The sequence below is a fragment of the Carnobacterium sp. AT7 genome (assembly GCF_000171855.1).
GTDB lineage: Bacteria > Bacillota > Bacilli > Lactobacillales > Carnobacteriaceae > Carnobacterium_B > Carnobacterium_B jeotgali.
Map to the genome: position 1 here is coordinate 22,615 of NZ_ABHH01000001.1, position 25,158 is coordinate 47,772.

Below are 25,158 nucleotides of genomic sequence, written 5' to 3' on the forward strand. Positions count from 1 at the left end.
AGTTAATGATAACGACTTATTTTCTAATGAATCCTGCAGTAATGGCTTGTGTTCTTAATTCATCTCTGAATTCTGGATCTGCGATTGAAATCATTTGTTCAACACGATCTTCAATACTTCTATTGAACATATCAGCGATTCCATGCTCAGTCACAATGTACTGAACGTCAGCGCGCGGAACGGTTACCGGAGTTGCTGGTGGGAATGACATCATGATATTCGAGGTCACTTCACCGGTTTTTTCATTTTTATTTGTAGAAGCCAAGCAGATAAAGCTTTGACCGCCTTTAGATTTGGTTGCTCCACGTACAAAGTCATTTGCTCCTCCAACTGAACTGATGAATCGTGTACCGGCTCCTTCTGAAACGACTTGCCCAGTTAAATCAGCCATCAAACATCCGTTAACTGAAACAAAGTTATCAATTTGAGCAATTCTAGAAGGATCATTGACTAAGTGCAATGGTTCAATACTAATTTGATCATTGTCTCCACTGAAATCATATAATTTACGTGTCCCCATCGCAAAACCGCCTCGGATTGGTCCAGTAATTACGCCTTTTTCAGTCAAATACACCATAGATTCTGTAATCATTTCAGTATGAACAGCTAAATCTTTTTTGCTATCTAATCCATAACTTACAGCATTTGCCAAACCACCAAATCCGATTTGAATGGTTGAACCATCTTTTACATGTGGAACGATACATTCAGCAATTTTTTTATCAATATTGCTAGAAGGCGTCTCTGGAATTTCAAGTAACTGTTCATCTTGTTCAACAATGATATCCACGTCATCAATATGAATTTTATTGTGAGTCCCATTGACCTTTGGTACATTTTTATTTACTTGGATAATAACTTTTTGAGCTACCTTGCTGCTGACCTCACCAATGGTAACTCCCATTGGCCCATAGTTGAAGTAACCCTCTTCATCCATTTCAGAAACCGTCGTAACAAATGTCGTTGGTTTTATGCGTTGTTCAATCAACAAGTTCAAGTTAGAAAAGTTGACTGGATCTACAGAAAAGGTTCCGTATGAAACCAACTGACGTTCTAGTGGTCCCATAAAGAAAGAATGGTATCTAATTTTTTCAGCAACTTCTGGGTTAGTAAAGAAATCAAATGGGTGAATCACAAATGCCGAGTACAAAGTAACATTTTCGTATTCTTTGTATCGCTTTGTTATAGCAGTGATTAATGAAATTGGCATCGCAGCAACTGGGTTTGACATGATTCTTTCATTGCTTTGAATTTGTGCAGCAGCTTCAGCTAAGCTTTTTATTTTTGCTTGATAGTCATCTTTAAAAGACATTCTTTACACCTTCCAATCTTCTCAGTTTGTTCAATTAAACGAAAGCAGATATCCCTGTTAATTTGCGTCCCATAATCAATGAATTCATTTCATGAGTACCTTCATAAGAGTAGATAGCTTCTGCATCACAGAAAAATCTTGCGACATTTCGTTCAAGAGTGATCCCGTTTCCACCACAAACTTCACGTCCCAGTGCAGCCGTTTCTCTTAAGCGTAAAGAGTTGTTCATCTTGGCAAGAGAAGCATTGATTTCACTGTACTCGCCTCTTTCTTGTAGTTCAGCAATCCGAGCACTCAAAGCTAATGCAGTGACCGCATTTCCTTGCATTCTTGCTAATTTTTCTTGAACCAGTTGGAAACTTGCGATTGGTTTACCAAATTGAACTCGAGTTGTTGTGTATTCAAGAGCTGCTGCTAAAGATCCAGCCATCATTCCGGCACCAGCATAAGCTACTCCAGCACGTGTGGCATACAATATTTTAGCTACATCTTTGAATCCGTTGATATTTTGTAGACGGTTGCTTTCCAACACTTCCACATTGTCCAAATGAATGTTTCCGTTTTGAACGATTCTTAAAGCGATTTTGTCATCAATATCATCTACGCTTAACCCTTTTTGTCCTTTTTCTACGATGAAACATTTCACTTTGTTGTCTTCTAAATCTCTCGCATATACTGGAATCAAATCAGCTGAACTAGCTCCACCAATCCAACGTTTTTCTCCATTGATGATCCATTTGTCTCCTTCACGACGTGCAGTAGTTGCTAATCCTGCAGCTGTATCAGATCCATGTTCAGGTTCAGTTAAAGCAAAACACGTTTGTAATTCAAAATTTTGAAGTTTTGGCAACCATCTCATTTGTTGTTCTGGGCTGCCGCCTAATAAGAAAGAAAAATAGCCAAGTCCAGCATGTACGCCAAAGAATGTGGCAATCGAAGCATCAAACTTGTACAAATCATATGCCAAGAATAAGAAGTACGTATTTCCCCACGTAAATCGGTTCGGTTGATTCTCAAACAATACAGGATCACTTATTAGTCCGGTTTTTGCTACATGTTTGAATTCTTCAGTTGGAAATTCGCCTCTTTTCCAGTAATCATTGATGACTGGTTTCAAGTGTTCGTTTACCGCTTTACGTACGCGTTGTAACACTTCAATTTCTCCATCTGTCAATTTTTCTGAAAATTTCAAAATATCCTCTGGGTACATTTCCTTTAATACTTGTTCTCTATTTTCCATCTTCTGACACTCCCTATTATTTATTATATAAGCGCTTACATTGTTATTGTAATAGCCATCCTTTGATTTTTCTAATTACAATTCGTAATACCAAACATTAGCATTTTTAATAACAGCTTGAAAGGGTAGTCTTATCAAGGGTTTCTGTACACTAACTAATTTTAAATTTAGTTGAATAAATTACTAGACAACCGATTTAAGTGCTTTAAACAAAATTGAATTACCCAAAATGTTGGACGTTAATTTTTTCCACAAAAAAAAGAGCACTCAAAGATTAGTGGTTAGCATCTTATTGAAAATTAGATGCACCTTACTTTGATACTCTTCATTCTTTTTTTAGTTAATCGTTTTTACTGTTGTCCATTCATTTAATAGCCGAATAATTTCTTTTTTGTCTGTTTTCCCGACCGAATTAGTTGGAAAAACATCTACAAAAAGATAGTGTTTTGGTGTTTTATATCCTGCTAAATTATCCGTCATATATTGATCTAACTCTGCTTCACTTCGTTCTTTATCCTTAAAAATGATTGCTGCTCCAACAGATTGACCGTATCTTGGGTGTTCATATCCTACGACGACAGAGTCCTTCACAGCAGGATGAGCATTTAACACTCTTTCCACTTCAGAAGGCAATACATTTTCTCCACCAGTAATGATCATTTCTTTTTTTCGATCAACAATATAAAAAAGTCCATTTTCATCCTTTTTGGCTAAGTCGCCTGTTCTGACAAAGTCTCCCAAAAAAGCTTTAGCTGTTTCTTCTTGTTTCTGCCAATAACCCGCAAAAGTATGCTGGCCAGCCAGTAACAGCTCACCAATTTGTCCTTGCTCCACTTCTTCGTCCTGATCATTTACGATTTTCGCCTCAACGAAGAAGCTTGGGTATCCAATACTAAATGGGTGCTGCAAAGCCGTCTCACTCATTAATTTGAAATTATTAGGACCAACTTCTGTCAATCCATAAGAGTTAATCAGAGGCAATTTTTCACTCACAAAATAATTGACCACTTCTTTGAGCGGTGGAGAACCTCCAGCCACAAATGTATGCACACTTGCTAAGTTGTCTTTATGGAAATTCGTTGCGCTAATCAATCCATAATACATCGTTGGGACCATAAACAGCATGGTAGGCTTATATTGTTTGATCATTTCATTTGTGTTTGTTCCATCAAAGTACCGATCGATAATGACCTTTCCACCAATCAACATCAGCGGGATAATCATACCGGAAATTCCAGCTATGTGAAACATTGGAGCGCTAGCTATCGTGATATCCTCATGCGTAATATTCCAACTGATAATTGTATTCATTGAATTATTAACCATGCCATTATGTGTAATGATTGCACCTTTTGGGTCACCGGTCGTTCCAGTAGTATAAATTAGCATAACTGGCGACTCTAGCTCTATCGATTCAGAAAGAAATGGTACATGATTTGGATGTTCACAAATTTCATTGTACTCTTTACTGTCTACATCAAGCGACAGCAAAGCAGCGTCTACGAGAGACAAGCGTTTGCTAATTTGACTAGCATGTAAAATGACTTTAGGCTGTGCGTCTTCCACTACTTTTTTAATTTCGATTGGTTTAAGACGCCAATTCAATGGAATAAAAATAGCGCCTATTTTTATACTTGCAAGCAAAACATCAAAGTAGCTAATATCATTTGGAGCATAGAGTGCGACTCTGTCTCCTTTTGTCACACCATTTTTCTTCAAGTAATGTGCTAAGTTCTCAGCGCGAACATTTACCTCTTTGTATGTCCACTCGCTGTTTTTTATCGGGTCGACCAAAGCTATTCTATCGGGCGTCAATAACGAACGCACTTTTATCCAATCTAAATTCACTTCTATCCCTCCACAAAATTCATCATTTTGTGTAAGCGCTTATATAACGTTATCATAACAGGACTTTTTTTGTTTGTCTAATAGTATTTTATTTTTCCTTACCTTAATCTAGAAAATCTATTTCACTATGAAACTTATTTTACACCTTAAGATAGACCAATTTGGCTCTATTATTGAAAAAAAAAGGCAGCGAGAATATTTTCTCGCTGCCTTTTTTCAACAAACTCCGTATCTTTAAGTTGAGCTGCGTTCGACAGGCTTTCGGAAAAAGCGTACTCTCTTCGTGGATGGGACATCCTCTCTGTGATTCCTTGTTTTTACTGCGTGTCTATCGAGGTCGTTTCGCATCCTAATCAAATACGTGTGAGTAAAATTCGGTTTCCCCTGCTTCTCTGGATAGGAAGGCTTCGGTTCCATTTATTGAATCTATCGTGATTTCAATTGGAATATTTGGCAATAGGAATGAGGAGGCTTTCTCCGCAACATGTTGAGTTAAGGCAATTATTTCACTTTCTCCATAAAATTGTGTGTTGATAGATACTTTCATACTCATAATTTGATTGTCTGTATAAAGTGCTTCTGCTGTTACTCCACTTAAGTTGGGGAAGAAGTTTTCAATCTCTGCTTTGAAATTTTGGAAACTAGATAACTCATTGCTTTCCTCTCCACTAGTCGGGAAAATAAGTTTCTTTTGATTGATTGACTTCCAATCTTTTAAACTAGTTGACCCTTCTTCACTAATTGCTTCTGAAATGTATACACCGCCAGCTAAATTGTCTTTCGTTGATTGTTCAAATATACCCACGACGATTGGAATATTTCCAATGCCTTCAGTTTTTCTTAATCGTTGGACTATTTTATCAGCCATTTTTTGCCCTTCAGCTAATAATTCTTCTTTTGAGATTTTTGTTTCAAATTCTGATCCGAACTCTTTTTTTGTGTAGTAATCGACACTATTCATAGCCAAACCGATAGAGATTCCACCTAATTCAAATCCATCACCTTTTTTAATCATATAATCTTGCTCCAACAATGAATCTAAATAAATGGGATTTCGTCCATCTGGTTCCACATCTCCATTGTCTTCTGGATTTAACCCTTCTGGATTTTCTTCACTTACACGACTTAGCCACTTACTGGTAGTATCCGCGTCGATGTATTGGCCTTCCTGAAAGTAATAAGTATCTGTTGCGTAGTGTTTTTGCGACAAATCCATTAATCCAGTTTCAAAAGCCTTTAAATTCACGTTTGAATTTAAACCTAATGTTATTCCTCTATTTAAACTAGTTTGGTAGGCACCATCCGTAATGATCGCACTGTAGTAATCATTTGATAATTGGCTTGTTGTTTCTATTTCTTTACCAACCGTTTCTTTTTCTTTGGTATTCGGGTCTTCCGTTTGGCAAGCACTTAACAGAAATGCACAAACAGCCATTAAGGCGATTGCTTTTTTGTTCATTTACTTATTCCTCTCCTTCTAATGCTTTCAGCAACTGATCTTCATCCCAGACAAGAATATTCAGCGATTCAGCTTTATCTAATTTGCTGCCAGCTTCTTCACCCGCAACAACCAAATCGGTTTTCTTAGAAACGCTCCCAGTCACATTTCCACCAAGATTCTCAATTCGTTCTTTGGCTTCTTCACGGGTAAAATGAGTGAGTTTTCCTGTTAATACAATCGTTTTCCCATTGAAATAAGAATCAACTGTTGCGACTTCTTCTTTTTTCTTGCCCAAATAAGTCATGTTGACTTGGCTGTTTTTCAATTCCTGAATCAGTTCCGTTACTTCTGGCAAACTAAAGTAAGCAACCACACTGTCAGCAATGATTTCTCCAATGCCTTCAATCGCTATGATAGCTTCTTTTTCAGCTTGTTGTACAGCTTCAATCGTTTCAAAGCGTTCAGCAATTAATTTGGCAGCCTTGGCTCCAACATGACGAATTCCCAGGCCAAATAACAGTCTTTCTAACGAATTGCTGCGACTAGCATCAATAGCCGTCAATAAATTATTAGCTGATTTCTCTTTAATTTTATCTAAAGTAACCAATTGATTAAACGTTAATGTATACAAATCGGCTACATCATGGACCATCTCTTTTTCAAACATTTGCAGCAATACTTTGATACCTAATCCGTCAATATTCATCGCATTTCGAGAAACAAAATGAGACAATCCTTCTGTAATTTGTGCTGGACATTTTGGATTCATGCAACGCAATGCGACTTCTTCTTCCAAATGGATCAATTCGCTGTCACAAGCTGGACAATGGGTAGGAATCAGATAGGGCTGACTTTCTTCCGGACGTTCATCCAAAACAACACGAGTGACTTCTGGAATAATGTCGCCTGCTTTATGCACAACAACGGTATCTAGCAAACGAATATCTCGCTCATGAATCAAATCTTCATTATGGAGACTTGCTCTTTGGACAGTGGTACCCGCTAATTGAACAGGATCCATGATAGCCGTTGGCGTCACAACACCCGTACGGCCAACTGACCACTCAATATCGCGTATTACTGTATGAGCTTCTTCTGCTGGAAACTTGTAAGCAATAGCCCATCTAGGCGCTTTAACAGTGAACCCAACTTCTTTTTGCACGTCAAATTCATTTACTTTGATTACAATTCCATCGATTTCATAGGGCAAAGCAGTTCTTTTCTCTTGAAATTCTTGCGTGTAGGCCCACACTTCTTCAATCGTTTGGAACACTCTGCGGTCTTGATTAGTACGAAGACCTAATTCGTCTAGTTGGTGGAGGGCATCTTCTTGGCTGATAGCCGTTAGTTCACCAAAATCGCCAACTGTGTATAGAAAAGTATTTAAATTTCGTTTAGCTGTTTCTTTAGTATCCAAGTTGCGCAAGCCACCAGCTGCTGCGTTGCGTGGGTTTGCAAAGATAGCTTCGCCATTTTCTTCTCGATCTTGATTCAATTTAATAAACGAATCTTTGGGCATATAGCATTCGCCACGTACTTCAATTGAATAGGCATTCTTCAAACGCAACGGAACCGATTTAACGGTACGAATATTTTGAGTCACATTTTCGCCAACAGTCCCATCTCCACGTGTTGCTGCACGAACTAATTTGCCCTTCTCATATTTTAACGAAACAGCCAAACCGTCGATTTTTAATTCGCAAATGTAACTAAAAGGCTTATCAGTTAGCTTTTTGATGCGTCGGTCAAAATCAAGCAAGTCGCCTTCGTTAAATGCGTTTCCGAGACTTAACATTGGTACTTCATGAACCACTTTTTCAAACCCAGGCAAAATTGTTCCACCAACGCGTTGTGTTGGCGAATCATTGCTGATTAAGTCTGGAAATTCTTCCTCCAAAGCTACTAATTCATGATACAACTTATCGTAATCTGCATCAGGTATAGATGGTGTATCCTTTACATAATATTCATAACTATATTTATCTAATAATGTTCGCAAGTCGAAAACCCGTTGTTTCGCAGATTCAAAGTCTTGTGTGGACATACCCCTAATTCCTTTCGTACTTTAGATTTATTCATTTTTTTGTTAAACAGCGTATCTAAACAGGAAGTTACGCATCCTATAATTGAGACTAAGCGTCGTTTTCCGCACCTTGTTGTTGAGCTACGTGACCCAGACACTTTGTAAAAAAGATGAATCCCGCCGAAGATGAAACATCTTCTCTGTGATTCCCTGTTTTTACTGTGTGTCTTTCAGGGTCACTCCGCATCCTGCTGTTTTTCGATTGGTGCGAAAGCTGCTAGTAGGCGTTTGATGCCTTGTTCTTTAAAGGCGATATCGAGTTGGAGGTCATTTGCTGCACCGGTAACTTTGACAACTGTTCCCAGACCCCATTTTTTATGAACAGCTTTATCGCCAACATTCCAGCCTAATTTGTCAGCTCCGCTTGACATTTTACTTGTTACTGGAGCCTTATAAGGTTGACTAGTTGCTCTTGTTGCTTGATTGCGTTGCATAGAACTAGTCGTTGAACTGAATGGTGAACGGCTAAATGGTGTATTCATTGTTTGCGGATTGCCTAATTCTAAAACTTCATCGGTAATTTCATTGATGAAACGAGAAGCCGAGTTGCTTTGTGTACGGCCATATAAAACCCGTGAGTAAGCATTTGTAATATATAATTTTTTCTCTGCACGTGTAATTCCAACATACGCTAAACGGCGTTCTTCTTCTAGTTGATCTTCTTCCATCATTGAACGTGACAACGGGAAGATTCCTTCTTCTAGTCCTATAAGAAAAACAATTGGGAACTCTAATCCTTTGGCTGCGTGAAGCGTCATTAAGGTTACTTCACTTTGAGGTTCTTCTTCTAAATTGTCCAAATCAGAAACCAGTGCTAAATCTGTTAAAAACGTCAACAAGGATTTATCTTCCGTATTTTCTTTTTCAAATTGTTGTGTTACCGTCAAAAATTCTTGAATATTTTCTAAACGTGTTTCAGATTCAAGTGTGCGTTCTAATTCTAATGATTTTTGGTAGCCACTACGTTTTAAAACTTCTTCGACTAATTCCGTTACCGGAACGTATTCTTGCATTTGGCGCAAATCTTTCATCATGAAACCAAATGCCTCAAGCTCATTAGCAGCTTTGCCAGAAATAGGTGTAATGGAAACGTTTAGTGCTGTTTCTAAAAGGGACCAGTCGTATTGATTGGAAGAAGTTCTAAGTTTTTCAATTGTTCCGGGACCAATGCCTCGTTTAGGGACATTGACCACTCGCTCAAAACTCATATTGTCATCAGGATTGGCGATTAAACGCAGATAAGCTAAAACATCTCTAATTTCTTTACGGTCGTAGAATTTGTGACCACCAACCATTTTATAAGGTATATTTGATTTTAACAAGCTATCCTCAATAACACGAGACTGAGCATTGGTCCGGTAAAGAACTGCAAAATCACCATAATTGTAATGATTGGCTTTCATTTCTTCTTGAATTTTAGAAATGACATACCGCGATTCGTCGCCTTCCGATTGTCCACGATAATACGTAATTTTTTCACCATCATGATTATCTGTCCAAAGTTTTTTGACTTTACGTTTTGAGTTATTGCCGATTACATCATTGGCTGCTTGTAAAATAAATTTAGTTGAACGGTAATTTTGCTCCAACAAAACAGTCGTTGCATCAGGATAATCTTTTTCAAAATTCAAAATGTTTTCCATGTTCGCTCCGCGCCAGCCGTAGATACTTTGATCGGCATCCCCAACAACGCAAAGATTTTTAAATCTTTCAGCTAACATATTTACTAAAGTGTATTGTGCTTCATTCGTATCTTGGTATTCATCAACATGGATGTAGTGAAATTTATTTTGGTAATAGTCTAATGTTTCAGGACTTTCTTTGAATAAACGAATTGCCAACATGATCAAATCGTCAAAATCGACCGCTTGATTGCGACGTAACTCTCTTTGGTAATCATCGTAACAATCTGCCACGATTTTTTCAAAAAAGCTTCCGGCTCTTTTGCGGTAGTCTTCTGGTGTATCCAATTCATTTTTAGCATTGCTGATTTCTCCTAAAATAGCTCTAGGATTGTATTTTTTAGGATCGATATTTCGTTCTTTTAGAATGCGTTTCATCAATGTTTGCTGTTCACTCGGATCGCTAATCGTAAAGGCTTTCGTGTAACCAATGCGATCGATATCGCGTCGTAAAATACGGACACACATTGAGTGAAAAGTAGAGACCCAAACATCGCTTCCGCCTTCTTTCATAAGACGAGTTACCCGTTCTTTCATTTCTTTAGCGGCTTTATTTGTAAAAGTAATCGCTAGAATATTCCATGGATTCACGTTTTTTTCTTCGATTAAGTAGGCAATACGGTGTGTTAAGACTCGTGTTTTTCCACTTCCTGCACCTGCCATAATCAAAAGCGGGCCTTGCGTGCAGACAACAGCATCTTTTTGTTTTGGATTCATTCCATTTAATAAATTATCTCGTGCTACCAATTTTTTACATCCTCTCTCATCTAACATCCTATATTTCTATTCTAAAAATAGGATACGGACTTCACTAGTCTAGCAAAATTTCTTTAAATTTCGCATAATTTCTCAAGGATAATATTACCACAAATAAAGGGTCTTCGAGTAGTAAATGAACAGTTTCAAATTAAGAAAGTAAAAAAGAAAAAAGATTCTCCAAAAAAAGAATCTCTTTTCTTTTTATCCTGCTTAGGTTGCAGTTGTTATTAAATCCCTTGAATTGTAATTAAACTAAGTTGATTAATTAAAATACGCACTTCTTTTCTGGCTAAAGCATACTCACCATTTTTCAAAAAAATGACTATCTGATTAAAATGTTTTACTTTTGTGAGCTGGCTGAGTTGCATATATTCGTTGATTTCTTCATTCGTTTGTCCTTTTATACTTCTGAACGTGTCCAAAAACAAAGCTGTTGTATAGCTGTTTTTAGCATAACGATAAAAGGTTTTCCAATACTCAAATTCAACAACTGAAAATTTCCCTAGTTCTTTTACATCCGTCAACTGTCTAATTTGATCCACTAGCTTTTCCAAAGAGTCTGTATCAAATTGAATTTCTTTGATTTGCAAAAAATGCAAGTAATCAATTAAAATCAACTCCATAAATTCTAATCGTTCTTGAAATCCTTGTAGCGAAATTTGATTTTCGCGAATTCTTATCCCTTTGTTTTGCTCAATTACTATGTATCCTTCTTCTTCTAATCTCAGAAAGGCTTGTCGAATCGGCGTCCGGCTGATACCTAACTTTTTAGATAGACCAATTTCTGTAATGTGCGTTTGAGGCAACCATTGTTTGGTCAGTATCTGATCTTTACTGTATTGGTAAGCTGCATCTTCTAGTTTTTTTGGTTTAGACAATTTTATTCACCTGCCTGTTTTTATTATTTTTGTTTTCTGTCTATACCAGAAGAATGAAATCCACTTTTTTTAATATACTTGTATCAATTATAGATTTTATCGTACCTGACTTCAAGTTTTTGAAGCACCCATACCAATTTTTTTCAATTAACTCTAAAATTTACTTAACCACTACTCACTATTTACATAAAATTTATACAAGATTGTTATACTAAAAGAGTACCAAACAGAAACTATTTTCTTTACTTTTCTATACTGTAAAGACCCCATCCTGAGGTCCGCTTTAACAAGCGGGCCTTCAATAGTTGAATAGACCACTAAAAAGACAAACAACTATTTTGTTTGTCTTTTTACTCTATCTTTTCTTTTATTTCCAAAGAGGTTTTATTTGGCCAGTTCAATCCTCCAATGAAGGTCGAACTCAGGATTAACATACCTCCAAAAATTTGCACGCCGTTCATGTTTTCTCCTAAAAACAGAGCAGACATCACGACTGCAGCAACCGGATCAATGTAACTCAAAAGAGCGACTGTTTGGCTTTTCAAGTATTGCATGGCCGAAAAATATAAGACATAAGCTAGTCCTGTATGAACGATTCCTAAAACAAGTAGATAAGGAATCGATGTAACAGAAATCTCTACTAGATCGAACCCTTGCGTGACTAAAACATAAGGAGCCAATGTCACAGAAGCCACCATCAATTGAATCATTGTACTTTCCAAACTTGACATATCTTTCACCAATTTATTTAACATCATGACGCTTGCATATAAAACAGCTGCACCTAAACCATATAAGATTCCTACAGAATGTGTATATTCTCCACTGGTTTGTGTTCCTATTCCTACGACTAAAAACATTCCCAGCATCGCTATTAATATACTAATTGCTTTATTTGGTAGTAATTTTTCTTTTAAGAAAAAAGGCGAAATAACCATTACAATCACTGGAGCAAAATAATAACTTAACGTTGCGTTCGCAATCGTTGTATAGTTGTATGCCTCAAATAATAAAATCCAATTTAAGCCAATCGCAGCTCCAGAAATAACTAGTACTTTTGCATTACTTTTTAGTGCTATACGCGAGACGCTCTTTTTCTTTAGAAGCAAAAAAAACAATAGAAACAAACTACCCAATAAACCGCGATACAGCGCAATCTCGCTTGAAGTCAGTTCGATATTTTTAACCATCAATCCAATCGACCCAAATAACAGCATAGCTATTACAACTTTCAACTTTTCTATTCCCATTTTCCACCCTCCCATCCTTTGTTATTTGATGTACTGAGCGCTCTGCATTTGTTATGTACCGTTTGACTAATATACAAATTCATTAATCAAATGAGCGCGTTTTTTAATAAATTGTGTAGAAAAAGCATAGGAAGATAAAAATCCCTATGCTTTTTCTACTTTAGTTTGCTACTTTTCTTGTTTAATTTGGCTTATCGACTAACCTATGCGCTCCATTCGGCCCAATGCTTCAGTCGCCTAGGCCTACTCTTTGGAAAATTTCATCTACATTTCTTAAGTGATAATGGTAATCAAATGCATCGTCTAACTCTGCTTTTGACAAGACAGCCATTACGTTTTCATCTTTTTCAAGCAATGGACGGAACAATACTTGTTCATCCCACGCAGTAGCTGTTTTTGGTTGTATCAGGTCATAAGCAGCTTCACGGCTCATTCCTTTATCAATCAGTTTAAGCAGCACGCGTTGGCTATAAATCAAGCCATACGTCGCATCCATATTGCGTTTCATATTTTCTGGAAAAACCGTTAGATTTTTAACAATTGTTCCAAAACGGTTTAACATATAATTTAATAGAATCGTTGAATCAGGTAGAATTATGCGTTCTGCAGATGAATGTGAAATATCCCGTTCATGCCACAATGCAACATTTTCATAAGCTGTCATCATGTGTCCTCTAATTACACGAGCTAAGCCCGTTACATTTTCTGAACCAATGGGATTGCGTTTATGCGGCATAGCTGATGATCCTTTTTGACCTTTTGCAAAAAATTCTTCAACTTCGCGCGTTTCTGATTTTTGCAACCCCCGGATTTCAGTAGCAAATTTTTCAATACTCGTTGCGATTAAAGACATAGTAGCAACATATTCGGCGTGTAGATCCCGCGGAAGGACTTGTGTTGAAATTTCTTGCGCTCTCGTTCCCAAATGTTCACAAACATATTTTTCAACAAAAGTTGGTACATTCGCAAATGTTCCGACAGCTCCACTTATTTTTCCAGCTTCAACGCCTTTTGCTGCATGTTCAAACCGTTCAATGTTGCGTTTCATTTCTGAGTACCATAAAGCTAATTTCAACCCAAAAGTAGTTGGTTCGGCATGTACACCGTGAGTCCGCCCCATCATAACAGTCATTTTATGTTCTTTGGCTTTTTCACCAATGATTTCTAAAAAGTTTTGCAAATCTAGGCGTAATACATCATTCACTTGTTTCAATTGGTACCCATAAGCAGTGTCTACAACGTCCGTACTGGTTAAGCCATAGTGAACCCATTTGCGTTCTTCGCCTAATGATTCAGAAACAGCGCGCGTAAAAGCTACTACATCATGTCTAGTTTCTTTTTCTATTTCTAAAATACGATCCACTTCAAATGAAGCATTCGCACGGATTTTCTCCACATCTTCTTTAGGCAATTCTCCAAGTTCAACCCATGCTTCGGCAGCTAAAATTTCTACTTCCAACCAAGTGTTATAGCGATTTTCATCCGACCAAATAGCAGCCATTTCCGGCCTTGTGTACCGTTCTATCATAATTTTATAAACTCCTTATTTCCAAATTCCAGTATCTGCGATTGTAGCTAATGTTTTTTCTACATCTTTAGTTAATACTGTGATATGTCCAATTTTTTGACCTTTTTTTGCATTGTCTTTGCCATAATAATAAAAATTCCAATTCGGTTTCAACTGGATCTGAACTTTTGCTGCTTCCTCATGTTCAGTTAAAATAGTTGTCATAACTGCTGGAGAAAGCAATTCCATTTCAGGCAAAGGCCAGCCACAGATTGCACGAATATGCGCATCATATTGTGACAAAGAACAAGCTTCCATACTGTAATTGCCTGAGTGATGAGGCCTTGGAATAAGTTCATTCACGTAAAGTGTCCCACTTGAAGTGATAAACATCTCAATTCCTAAAACACCTATCAGTTCAAGTTTTTCAGCCATTGTCCGAGCAATTCGTTCTATTTCTTCTTCAACGTAATGATTGACGCGAGCCGGTACAATACTTTCATGTAAGGTCCTATCACGATGGATGTTTTCGGTTACCGGAAACACGATTACTTGATTAGCTTGGTTACGAACGACCATTACAGAGAGTTCACGCTCAAATGGAATCCAAGCTTCCAATACGCAAGTTCCTCTTTTTAACAGATAAGCCGCTTTTAATATATCCTCTTCACTTTGCAGAACAAACCGATCTTTTCCATTATGCCGTTCACTAATTGTTTTTAAGACACAGGGAAATCCAATTCCATCTATTGCACCTTTTATATCTTCAATTGTAACGATAGTCTCATAAGGAGCAAGATTGATATTGCTCGCTTCTAAGTAAGCTTTTTCTAACAATCGATCTTGCGTAATCGATAATAACTCAGCACCCTGGGGCACAGAGACAGTTTTTTTTATTTTTGTGATCGCATCTGCATCAATGTTATCATATTCGTACGTGATCACATCACATTTCATAGCAAAATCCATCAATGCTTCTTGGTTATCATATTGAGCGATCATTTGCCAATCTGAAACTTGAGCTGCTGGAGAGTCTTTTTCTGGATCCAGCACTCCGATACGATAGCCCATCTTTTTAGCAGATAAAGCCATCATGCGTGCTATTTCTCCGCCGCCAATGATTCCAATCATTTTCCCTGGACTAATTAGATTAGACAAAATTATCACTACCTTCTAAAATGATTTGTATTATTTTTTCAGCTACTCATTCTTAGTTTAGCAGTTATCTGCCCATCTGTCATTGACAACATTCGAAACTTTCGTTCGGTGTTTATACTGGAATTTCCAACCAAATTGGATAGCCTTATTTTTGTTCGTCATTTCTAATTTCTTTTCGGCGTTTTTTTACTTTTCTCGTCCAAAAACCGCCATTGATGTACTTAGGTTCATAAGAAATAATAAACGTTTTGGGTTCAATTTCACTGATTTGTTTATATAATTTGCGTTCCGTTTTCCTAGGTGTCAAGATTTCCAAGAACATTCGATCTCCTTCACGACCAAATGCCAGACTAGCTGTTACACCGTATCCCAACTCACGCAATTCTTCAGGCATTTTAGTTTCCATATCTGGAACAATAGCTGTAACCATAATATATCCAAGAGCTAAAAACTCTTCAATTTTTATTCCTAACGCGATTCCGACTCCATATCCCAAGGCATATACCGCAAGATTAACATAGTTATCTAGACTATCTAAAACTAAACCTAAACCAACCACATAAATCGTTACCTCAACCATAGAAACAAGTGAGGCCGATAAGCGATAACCTTTCATAGTCAACATAAAGCGAATTGTATTCAACGAAATGTAAACAACATTTATAACAAATATTAACAATAGAAATGGTACATCAACTTCCATTTTTTTCTCTCCTGACCGTTAACTAATTTTTTCATACTCAGTCTAACATTATCAAAATCTATTCAAATAGCAAGAAAAACAACTGGTAACTCCAGCACTTTAGTTTGTAAGCTGCTCAAAAAGCAATCGTTCTACTTTTAAAGCAGCTTATCATCGTATTTTTATTGAAATTATTCCTCTACGAATTTTACTTGCCCTTCTTCAAATGCACGAATACGCGCTAAAGAATAGACGTCGTAGTTTTCTTCTTCAAGTAATTCACGGCCTATTTGAAAAGATTTTTCAATCACGATACCGATGCCAACTACTTCAGCCTGTGCTTCATTACATAATTTTATTAACCCTTTTGCGGCTTGTCCATTAGCCAAAAAATCATCTATTAACAAAATACGATCGGTTTTTTCAAGAAATTTCTTTGAAATCACAATCGTACTTGTCGATTTTTTAGTAAAGGAATACACATCTGTAGAGTATAAATCATCTGTCAACGTTAAACTTTTTTGTTTCCGTGCAAAGACTACCGGAACATCTAAAGCCAGTCCTGCGAAAACAGCTGGTGCGATTCCTGAAGATTCGATGGTTACAATTCTAGTGATGCCTTTATCCGCATAATGTTTAGCAAACTCATTTCCAATAGATTGCATAAGTTTAGGGTCAATTTGATGGTTTAAAAAGTTATCAACTTTTAATACCTCTCCTTCTAAAACATTGCCATCCTTTAAAATTCGTTCTTCTAATTCTTTCATGTAATCCACCCTTTTTTCTTAATATTTAAGTACAAATTAAAAGGCTCTTTCATTACTTATTGATTCATAAGCAAAGAAAAAGACCTTGAATAGTCATCCATTCTAATTTAATATACGCTTTTCGACTAAAAAGGTCAATTATTTTAGCAGGCTATTTGCATAAGAAGGAGTTTGAACGAACAATTAATACACATTGATCATTATAATTCGTTTAATCACTATGAATTGGTTTAGCTTCATTCGAAATTAGTTCATTAAAAAATACTAACCGCTTTGATTTCATTGAATAAACTAGAATTTCAATTGAGAATGTTATACTATTGAATCAAAGCGATTTAGGAAAGGAGTTTACTATGCGCAATAAAAGTTTATTTGAACTGATTAAACACTATTGGTATTTGGGCATTTTAGTTATTATTCTTATTGTAGTAATTGGTATGGGTATGAACCAAGAGAAACCTTGGTCAAATAGTCTTGCTGTAACTGAATCAAAGACATCGATTGTTGAAGTTGAGTCTGATGTTGTCGAATCAAAAGAAAGCCCAAAAATAACTGACATAGAGAATAAAGGGAATGTTTCTCGAAAAAACTCAGATTTATTTTTCTTAAGCGATCATCATGAAAAAAATGAAATTGAAGAAGAAACAACTGAATTAGCAGAAACTGAAGAAGTTGTCGAAAGCGATAGTGCTGCTGACGATTCTAAAGATACTGCTGCATATGAATCTAGTACGTACTCACCTACATACTCAAATGATAGTTACAGCACGCCCAAGAGCTCAAAATCGCCAACGAAAAATAGCACGCCTAAAAAGAATCAAAGCAATACGACTACTCCTAAACAACCGACAGATGCTATAAAAGAGTCTACAAAGCCAAAACCAGCAGAATCAACTCCAGCGCCAGTAGAAGTACCAGAGTCCGTTGACTCCACAAAACCTGTTGAACCTGAAATACCAACAGAACAGCCTACTATTCCGGAAGAAACAAAACCTGAACCACCGGTTGAAGAAGCTCCATCAGTTGAATCATTCTCTATAGAAGAATAACGAATCATTACTCATACTGCAAAAAGGTACAGCGTCTTAAATAGGCGAGGTCCCTTTTTTTGCTTTTAACAAATCTAATCTAAGGCATTTTACAATAACTTGTGCTTCTTATTAAAGAGTTCTCCAGTATTTATCTTATCTGAAAAACTAGTCCTATCCGACAAAAAAACTCCAGAAGGTTTCCCATTCTGGAGGTCAACTTTAATTTCCTTGAGATTCATTCTCTTCATCATCATTTGTTGTGTTTAATCGTTCAACATAAAGACTAACAAGACGTGATCCTTCTACTTTATTGGACTTAAGCAAGTAGTTTTCATATTCAACATTTGCATTATCACCTGGTTGAGGAATATTTCCGTATTGTGTAATAAAGTAACCAGCAATTGAATCCACATCATTTGACTCTATCTCAGTTCCGAAATATTCATTGAATTTTGATAATTGAGTCGAACCATCGACTAAATAAATACTTTCAGATACTTTTTCAATCATGTTATACGTTTCATCGTACTCATCATCAATATCTCCTACAATTTCTTCCAGTAAGTCTTCTAATGTCACAATTCCGACTACTCCACCATATTCATCGTTTAATACCGCTAACTGATTGCGTGTTCGTCTTAGTTCATACAATAAGTCGTCAATATGAATGGTTTCTGGAACATATAGAGGTTCATTTAAAATATCTTTCAAGTCAATATCGTCAATTTTAGTTGTTCGAGAAGCTTTCAACAAATTCTTCACATGTACAATTCCTATAATGCTATCTTTATCTTCGAGATAAACAGGAACACGCGAGTAAGGAATATCCAATAATTGAGGAATATTCACTGCGCTACCTTCTTTATAGTCGATCATAAACGTATCTGTACGTGGGACCATGATTTCTCTAGCCATTTTAGTATCCATTGATAAGATCCCTTTTAGCATTGTGAACTCATCTGGATCTATTGCACCCGCAATTTGACTGTGTTCTAAATATGCGCGAAATTCATCACGTGTCATTTTTTCTTTTTCTTCCGTAAAATCGATTGGAGTCAGTCTCTTTAAAATATTTGTTGAGAATGAAAGTAATTTTACAAAAGGTTTAGTTATTGTTTGTGCTACTAGAATGGTGCCAGAAGTAGCACGAGCAACTTCTTCAGCTTTTTGTAAAGCAACTTGTTTTGGATATAATTCCCCAAAAACAAGGGTTATATAAGATAGTGCGATCGTTACAACAACGGTTGCTATCTGTGCTCCCCCTGGAATAGTTGATAGATAAGGTTCGAGGCGAGTTGCAAAACTGGTTGCTGCTGATGCACTTGAAAAGAATCCTGCCAAGGTTATTGCTACTTGAATTGTAGCTAAAAAGTTATCTGAATTGCTTAGCAGTTTCAAAATATTCAACGACTTTTTATCGCCTTTAGCTGCCTTTTCTCTTATTTTCCCTTGATCTATTGATACAAATGCCATTTCCGCTGATGCAAAAAATGCATTAACAGCTGTCAATATAACGATAATTAATATCTGTCCTATCATCGACTGACTATCGGGGTCTGAATTCATTTATCATTGTCTCCTTTAAATTTTTCTGATTTTTTACAAAGTAGAAATAATATACCATTTCTTAAAACTATTTTCAACTGTGATTTTACAGAACAGTTATTCTTATTGGAATGTGTCCATTTTTTCAAGCATTGGAAGCATTGCATCAATCACCGAACCACTAGATTTCCCTTCAATCATTGCTACCATCAAATAACTGCTATTTTCAGCATCAAAAGCCAATAAGAATCCGTTTGTTTCAGCATCTTCACCTTCTATTTCAGACTCTTTTGTTTCAGCAGTACCCGTTTTAGCTGCAATTTGTTTATCAATAACAGCTAATTTGTGAGAAGAACCGTACGCTTTTTCGACTGTTTGAACTAAATCTTCTTTGATTATTGCTGCTGATTCTGGTGTAACTGCTTGCTTAGACTCGGCTGTTTCTTGATCTGCTGTCAGTTTAGGATAAACAAGCTTGCCACCATTCGCAAATGGAGTATATGAAGCGGCTTGTTGAATAGGATTAAGCAATAATTCTCCTTGACCAAATGCTGTATCTGCCAGAAGGCCTTCTGAATCCAATGTGCCACTATTAGATATCTGCGCAGGGTTCATTGCAATTGGCAATTTCAAATCTTCACCAAATATATAGTTTTTTAGTCCATCTTGATACACTTTTGCACCCATCTCAAGTGCTTCTCGTGCAAAATAAATATTATCTGAATAGGCAAACGCATCTGCCAAATTCACACTAGGATTGTCTTTCACGCGGGTAACTTTGTAATCTCCCCAAGAAGCATCTTTTTGCCAAGATAATCCCTCAATTTTTTGCGTTTCTGTAGGAATAATGGTCCCAGCATCTAGGCCAATGCCTGCTGTAATCACCTTAAACGTTGAACCTGGAGCATATCCAGATGCGTATCGAGCCAAAAATGGACTCTTCGGATCATCAACATATGCTTGATAATCTTCCGAACTAATGCCGCTTGACATTAAGTTTGCATCATACGAAGGTGTGCTAACTAAGGCTAGCAAACTTCCGTCCGTTGGATTCATGAAAACGGCTGAACCGCTCTCTCCTGTTAGTTGGTCGTAAGCAGCTTTTTGGATGTCAGTATCAATGGTTAACGTGATGTCTTCTCCATTTTTAACTTCCGTTTCTTGTAAGACTGTTTTTAATTCGCCATCACTTGTTTTGATTTCAATGCGTCCACCTTTTTGACCTCTTAACCGGTCATCATAAGTGGCTTCTAAACCCGACTTGCCAATAACGTCTCCCGTTCTTAACGTTGGATCTTTTTCGATATCTTCAGCTGAAACTTCTCCAACATAGCCTATCAAATGTGAAGCTGCTTCATTTAGAGGATACATACGAGCCGTTGTTTCTTGGTAAAGTACGCCAGGAATTTGTGGCAGTTCTGCATCTTGAGTCAGTCCTTTAAATGGTACAAAACTATCTGGGGTTACCCATCCTTGTTCTAAAAGTTTTTCCAGTTCTTCTACTTTAACGTCGTATGTTTCAGCAATTTTATTTAAAATTGTTGTCTTTTGTTCTCCTTCACCTAAAGCGGAAGGCTGCAGACCTGCTTGCCAAGATGTACCTTCCGTTGCCAATGGTGAACCATTTTTATCTAAAATATCGCCTCTTTCACCTACAGTTGTTGTAATTGAGATTTTATCTGTTGGCTCCATATCTGGAAAAATAAGGTGTGTGTTCCAATCGACTTGATAATCATCGTCAGTTTTAGAGAGTGTCGTTTCGTAATTTTTCTCTTCTAGTTTCCCTAAAGCTGTTTCCATATTCACCTTATACGAGAGCGTGTAGTGATCTGCTCCCTTTTCTTGTGTAAGAGACAGTTCGGAAACCTTTAATTCTGCAGCTCCTACACCGCCATACACTGTTTCATAGCGTTCTGCCATTGATTCTTTTGTGTAATCAATAGCGGTCAAGGATTCTTCAGAAACCACTTTACTCATAACTTTATAATTTTGTTTTTCTAGGGCTGCAATAAATGTATCTGCCGTTTTTTGAGCTGCTTTTTCATCTCTAGATTCAGCCCAAGCTGTATACCCGTAGATGCCTCCACCTATCACTGCAAGTAAGGCAACTACAATACTAATGATAGCCCATAAAGGTAGCTTCTTATCTCTTCTGTTCGTTGAATTCCTCATTTTTTACACCCGCTTTTTAATTTATTTTTCTTCTTCAGTTTCTTGTTGTTCTTCATACAACATTTCTTCTTGGTTACGGTATTTTTTCATTAACTCACTAAATAATTTCCCATTACTTGGCGGTGTATATGTAATCGCATTAGCACCAGCCGCAATTGTTGCTTTAATGCTTTCCTCTGTTGGCCCACCAGTTGCAATAATTGGCACTTTGGGAAATTTCTTACGAATTTCACGCACAATATGCGTTGTTCGAGCTGCGCCACTGACGTTCAAGATATCTGCTCCCGCATCTAATTTTTCTTGAATGTCCGAAAACTCCGAAACCACTGTTGATATGATTGGAATATCTACTAAGCGATCAATTTCCTGATAGGTTTCTTTTGGTGTAGGAGAATTTAATACAACTCCAATACAGCCGTGTGATTCTGCAAATAAAGCAATGTTGGCTGAACGATGCCCGTTAGTAATGCCACCGCCTACTCCAGCTAAAACAGGCATACTTGCCACAGTCGTAATCCCTTGAATGATAGCAGGATGAGGTGAAAACGGATAGACTGCGATAACTGCATCGGCATCGTTATTCATAATAATAGCAATATCAGTTGTAAAGATGAGTGAGCGGAATCTTTTTCCGTTTATAATAATACCGCTTGCTGTCTCAATAATTTCTGGAACAGCAACATAGTGCTTTCTTAAATCAGTCGTGATGCTGGGAGATCCTTTTTTTTCTTCCATATTTTCACCTCGTTAGTTAGTTTCATAGTATTTATTTTAACGAATGTCCGCTTTAATTGCTATCATTCTGCAATAAATAAAGCGATTTCTTATTGGATAATAAAAACGGGGTTCACTCTAAAGAAAGAACCCCTTTCTCATTATCGATCATACTGATTCAAGTCATACTGCTCAATCAAACGAATTAGTTTTTCTGGATAGTCAGGATCCGTGGCATAGCCACTTTCTTGTAAAGCATAAGCTGCTTCTTTGTAATCATTTGACGCTAAAACCTTAGCGTATTGATTTCCGTTCCAAGTTGTTCCTTTAGTGAATAATTCAGAATGGTCTTCCATTGATTCTTGCCATGTGGTATATTTTCTGAAATCTGCGTGAACTTCAATCCATTCACCATCGACAAACTCTTTGGTCGTCATTGTAACAATCGGTTCGGAACTGCTGCCTTTAATTCCATAAAAATTATTGTTTTTTATGGAAAGTTCGCTAGTACCCCAATCCGATTCAAGTATCGCTTGAGCAATACTGATACTCGGTAAAACGCCGTATTTTTTTTGCAACACTTGGGCGTAATCAGCGATTTGGACAATAAACTGCTCTTCTACAGGTTCGTCTTGAGATACCTGAACCTCAGCTGTTTCTTGTGCTAAGAAATAAAGAGTCCCAATAAAGATAAAGACAATGACAAAGAGCATCATTAAGAAATAGCTAGGCGTTATTCGTTGATGTTTAATACGTTTCACTGTTTTATACCGATTTTTTGGTTGTTTTTTTAGTGGCACACATTTCTTCCTTTCAATGAAAATACAGGAGTAAAAAAATAAGTTTATTTGCCAGCTTCTTCTAATAAAGCAATGTATTCTTCTAAAGACAAATCATATTTTTTCATATAAGCTGCATTTTCTTTTCCAACATAACGAAAATGCCATGATTCATATTCAATGCCGGTCTCTTCTTCTTTACCTTTAGGAAATCTGAGGACAAAACCATACTCAGCCGCATGCTCAACTAACCACTGTTGAGATTCTTGAGTATCAAATTCAGCAATCAGACCTTTTCCTGTTTTCAACCATTCTGTATCCATCACATCAATAGCAAGTCCCGTATGGTGTTCGCTTCCTCCAGGGATAGCAATGTAATCTTCTGTTAATTTAACGGCTTCTTCTTGAGAATGTCCTTCGTCTAAATATTGTTGAATCCTATTATTGTAATTTGTCTTTTGCAACTCAACTGAACGATAAGTTGAAACAGCAACAATCTCATGACCAGCTTCTTTCCCAGCATTCGTCATAGCCGTATAATCTTCAATAATTCGTTCATCCACTAATAATCCATTTGGCAATGCCTTTAAGGGTCTTTCAATCGATTCATCTATTTTTGTCCAATTGTTAACTAGTTCTAAATTCCAATCCTCTGTTGAAACAGCTGGTAAAGCATCTAGCATAGCTTGATGTTCAGCCTCTTCTGCTAACTTTTGTTTTTCTTCCGGAGTTAGAGTATCAATGGAAGAACTGGTTTCAGAAGCTTGACTAGATTGTGAGACAGATTCTTGATTGAATTGTTCGCACCCTCCTAAGATACCAGTTGTTATCAATAGTAAGGCTAATTTTTTATTCATTATTTTAAAGACTCCATTCTAATTTTGGATTGCATCAAAAAATATCTTTAATTCTTAAGATAGTGTACTTTTGATTTCACTCCTTTATAATAACATTAATAGAGAATAAGGTTAACAGGAAATCTTTTGGAGGTTTACAAATGAAAAAAGACACATTCACAGATCAGCTCTACAAAGCATCTCAAGGTATTGCTGCAGCAGTTGTGGTTACTTTAGGTATTGGACTATTAATCCAAAGCATTGGAGAGCTAATAGGCTTCTCAACACTCGTTACTATCGGCGCTGTCACAAAAACACTATTGATTCCTGGACTGGGTATTGGGATCAGTTATTATTTGAAAACAGATATTCTAACTATGCTGAGTGCCACAGCAGCAGGAGTTATTGGCGGTCGCGCGTATGCTTTTACAAATGGTGCAGTTACTTTAAAAAGTGGGGAACCCGTTGGAGCCTTGTTAGCTATTGCTATTGCAATTATCATTGGTACCTTTTTATTTAATAAAACGCGTTTCAATATGATTCTTGTCCCTTTTGCAAGTATACTAATCAGCGGTTTAATAGGCTTCACGTTATCTTCGCCTATAGCTTTTATGTTAAATTCCGTCTCATTATTGATTACTTCTTCTGTCGCTGGTTATCCTCTTTTATCTTCAATGCTTTTAGGCTTAGTTTTCGGTATGTTGATTTTGTCACCAGCTTCATCAGCTGCCATTGCTCTCGCTTTGCAACTTGATGGCTCTGCTGGTGCAGCTGCTTTAATTGGATGCAGCGTCCAGTTTACTGTTTTTGCCTTTCTCAGTCTGAAGGATAATGATGCTGGAACATTTTTAGGTCAATTGATTATTACCCCAAAACTGCAAACTGGGAATATCATTAGACATCCCAAAGTTGCGTTATTCCCCTTAATGTTGGGAACAATCTTAGCTCCTTTAGGGGTTCTAGTCTTTAATTTAGAAGCCTCTGCTGAGATTGCGGGCATGGGGCTATGTGCTTTAGTAGCCATTTTTGGAATCTCCTCTTCTCAAGGACTCGCTGCTACACTTTCGTATCTTTTTGTAGTACTTGTTTTACCGGCTTTATTGAGTCTTTTGTTCAAGCCATTTCTGATCAAATCAAATCTGTTAAAACCCCATGAGTTAAAAATTACGATTTAATTAAAAGAAGAGGCTGGGACAAAAATCCCAGCCTCTTTCCTATATGCGAATGTTTATTCTAAAACGTGCTCCAAAAAAACAGACCCGACGTCCACTTCACGAATAATGCTCGATGGTCGATGACCATACTGCGCGTATTCGTTCCCGTTGCCATAGCTCTTGCGGATTTATTCGCATTAGCGATAAGGTATGCGTTAGAAGATTTGGGTCTAAACGCTTTTTGTCCCACTCTCTTCTTTTTTAGTTACATCATTTGCTAGTATTAAAAAACAATAGGAAACAAACAAACTTTCTATCAT

19 protein-coding genes are annotated in these 25,158 nt (G+C 37.0%); 2 read left to right on the forward strand and 17 right to left on the reverse strand.

All coding sequences use genetic code 11. The features are described 5' to 3' along the window. Positions 1-16 precede the first annotated feature (16 nt). The 12 genes from CAT7_RS00110 to CAT7_RS00165 form a co-directional block, all read right to left on the reverse strand. On the reverse strand, positions 17-1,312 hold the full coding sequence (locus tag CAT7_RS00110; RefSeq protein WP_007720590.1) for an acetyl-CoA hydrolase/transferase family protein: 1,296 nt from the start codon (positions 1,310-1,312) through the stop codon (positions 17-19). Positions 1,313-1,346: 34 nt separating this feature from the next. Further along, positions 1,347-2,552: an acyl-CoA dehydrogenase FadE gene (fadE, locus tag CAT7_RS00115; RefSeq protein WP_007720595.1), complete on the reverse strand. Its 1,206-nt coding sequence runs from the start codon at positions 2,550-2,552 to the stop codon at positions 1,347-1,349. A 336-nt stretch (positions 2,553-2,888) separates the two neighbouring features. After that, complete coding sequence (fadD, locus tag CAT7_RS00120; protein WP_007720597.1) at positions 2,889-4,400, reverse strand: long-chain-fatty-acid--CoA ligase FadD; 1,512 nt, start codon at positions 4,398-4,400, stop codon at positions 2,889-2,891. Positions 4,401-4,749: 349 nt separating this feature from the next. Next, entirely contained in the window at positions 4,750-5,859 is a 1,110-nt protein-coding gene (locus CAT7_RS00125; protein ID WP_007720602.1) for a CamS family sex pheromone protein, read from the reverse strand. 4 nt (positions 5,860-5,863) lie between these two features. Beyond that, the gene (gene ligA / locus CAT7_RS00130; RefSeq protein WP_007720606.1) at positions 5,864-7,885 is read right to left on the reverse strand and encodes an NAD-dependent DNA ligase LigA; all 2,022 of its coding nucleotides are present in this window, start codon (positions 7,883-7,885) and stop codon (positions 5,864-5,866) included. A gap of 215 nt (positions 7,886-8,100) precedes the next feature. Next, a complete protein-coding gene (pcrA, locus tag CAT7_RS00135) occupies positions 8,101-10,353 on the reverse strand; it encodes a DNA helicase PcrA (protein WP_007720608.1) in 2,253 nt (750 codons plus the stop codon). A gap of 239 nt (positions 10,354-10,592) precedes the next feature. After that, the gene (locus tag CAT7_RS00140) at positions 10,593-11,243 is read right to left on the reverse strand and encodes a GntR family transcriptional regulator (RefSeq protein ID WP_007720611.1); all 651 of its coding nucleotides are present in this window, start codon (positions 11,241-11,243) and stop codon (positions 10,593-10,595) included. Positions 11,244-11,593: 350 nt separating this feature from the next. Continuing rightward, positions 11,594-12,493 carry a DMT family transporter gene (locus CAT7_RS00145; RefSeq protein WP_007720613.1) on the reverse strand — a complete coding sequence of 300 codons (900 nt, stop codon included), beginning with the start codon at positions 12,491-12,493 and terminating at the stop codon, positions 11,594-11,596. 229 nt (positions 12,494-12,722) lie between these two features. Further along, positions 12,723-14,021 carry an adenylosuccinate lyase gene (gene purB, locus CAT7_RS00150; RefSeq protein WP_007720615.1) on the reverse strand — a complete coding sequence of 433 codons (1,299 nt, stop codon included), beginning with the start codon at positions 14,019-14,021 and terminating at the stop codon, positions 12,723-12,725. A 15-nt stretch (positions 14,022-14,036) separates the two neighbouring features. Then, the gene (gene purK / locus CAT7_RS00155) at positions 14,037-15,158 is read right to left on the reverse strand and encodes a 5-(carboxyamino)imidazole ribonucleotide synthase (protein ID WP_007720617.1); all 1,122 of its coding nucleotides are present in this window, start codon (positions 15,156-15,158) and stop codon (positions 14,037-14,039) included. Between the two features lie 145 nt (positions 15,159-15,303). Beyond that, positions 15,304-15,861, reverse strand: coding sequence for a DUF2179 domain-containing protein (locus CAT7_RS00160; RefSeq protein WP_007720618.1), 558 nt, complete (start codon positions 15,859-15,861; stop codon positions 15,304-15,306). Between the two features lie 170 nt (positions 15,862-16,031). Continuing rightward, positions 16,032-16,607, reverse strand: coding sequence for a xanthine phosphoribosyltransferase (locus tag CAT7_RS00165; RefSeq protein ID WP_007720619.1), 576 nt, complete (start codon positions 16,605-16,607; stop codon positions 16,032-16,034). Positions 16,608-16,960: 353 nt separating this feature from the next. Between CAT7_RS00165 and CAT7_RS00170 the strand changes: the two genes are divergently transcribed. Beyond that, on the forward strand, positions 16,961-17,656 hold the full coding sequence (locus CAT7_RS00170; RefSeq protein ID WP_007720620.1) for a hypothetical protein: 696 nt from the start codon (positions 16,961-16,963) through the stop codon (positions 17,654-17,656). Positions 17,657-17,857: 201 nt separating this feature from the next. Here the strand turns inward: CAT7_RS00170 and CAT7_RS00175 are convergent, their stop codons facing one another. From CAT7_RS00175 to CAT7_RS00195, 5 genes are all read right to left on the reverse strand, one after another. Next, the gene (locus CAT7_RS00175; protein WP_007720621.1) at positions 17,858-19,204 is read right to left on the reverse strand and encodes a hemolysin family protein; all 1,347 of its coding nucleotides are present in this window, start codon (positions 19,202-19,204) and stop codon (positions 17,858-17,860) included. A 102-nt stretch (positions 19,205-19,306) separates the two neighbouring features. Next, on the reverse strand, positions 19,307-21,355 hold the full coding sequence (gene pbp4 / locus CAT7_RS00180; RefSeq protein ID WP_007720622.1) for a penicillin-binding protein PBP4(5): 2,049 nt from the start codon (positions 21,353-21,355) through the stop codon (positions 19,307-19,309). Positions 21,356-21,376: 21 nt separating this feature from the next. Next, positions 21,377-22,090 carry a hypothetical protein gene (locus CAT7_RS00185; protein ID WP_007720623.1) on the reverse strand — a complete coding sequence of 238 codons (714 nt, stop codon included), beginning with the start codon at positions 22,088-22,090 and terminating at the stop codon, positions 21,377-21,379. 140 nt (positions 22,091-22,230) lie between these two features. After that, positions 22,231-22,869 (reverse strand): glycoside hydrolase family 73 protein, encoded by a 639-nt coding sequence (locus CAT7_RS00190; protein ID WP_007720624.1) that lies wholly within the window; start codon positions 22,867-22,869, stop codon positions 22,231-22,233. A 44-nt stretch (positions 22,870-22,913) separates the two neighbouring features. Further along, positions 22,914-23,705: a M15 family metallopeptidase gene (locus tag CAT7_RS00195; protein ID WP_007720625.1), complete on the reverse strand. Its 792-nt coding sequence runs from the start codon at positions 23,703-23,705 to the stop codon at positions 22,914-22,916. Positions 23,706-23,845: 140 nt separating this feature from the next. Here CAT7_RS00195 and CAT7_RS00200 point away from each other — a divergent pair, with 140 nt between their 5' ends. Beyond that, positions 23,846-24,859 carry a PTS sugar transporter subunit IIC gene (locus CAT7_RS00200; protein ID WP_007720626.1) on the forward strand — a complete coding sequence of 338 codons (1,014 nt, stop codon included), beginning with the start codon at positions 23,846-23,848 and terminating at the stop codon, positions 24,857-24,859. Positions 24,860-25,158: the final 299 nt, after the last annotated feature.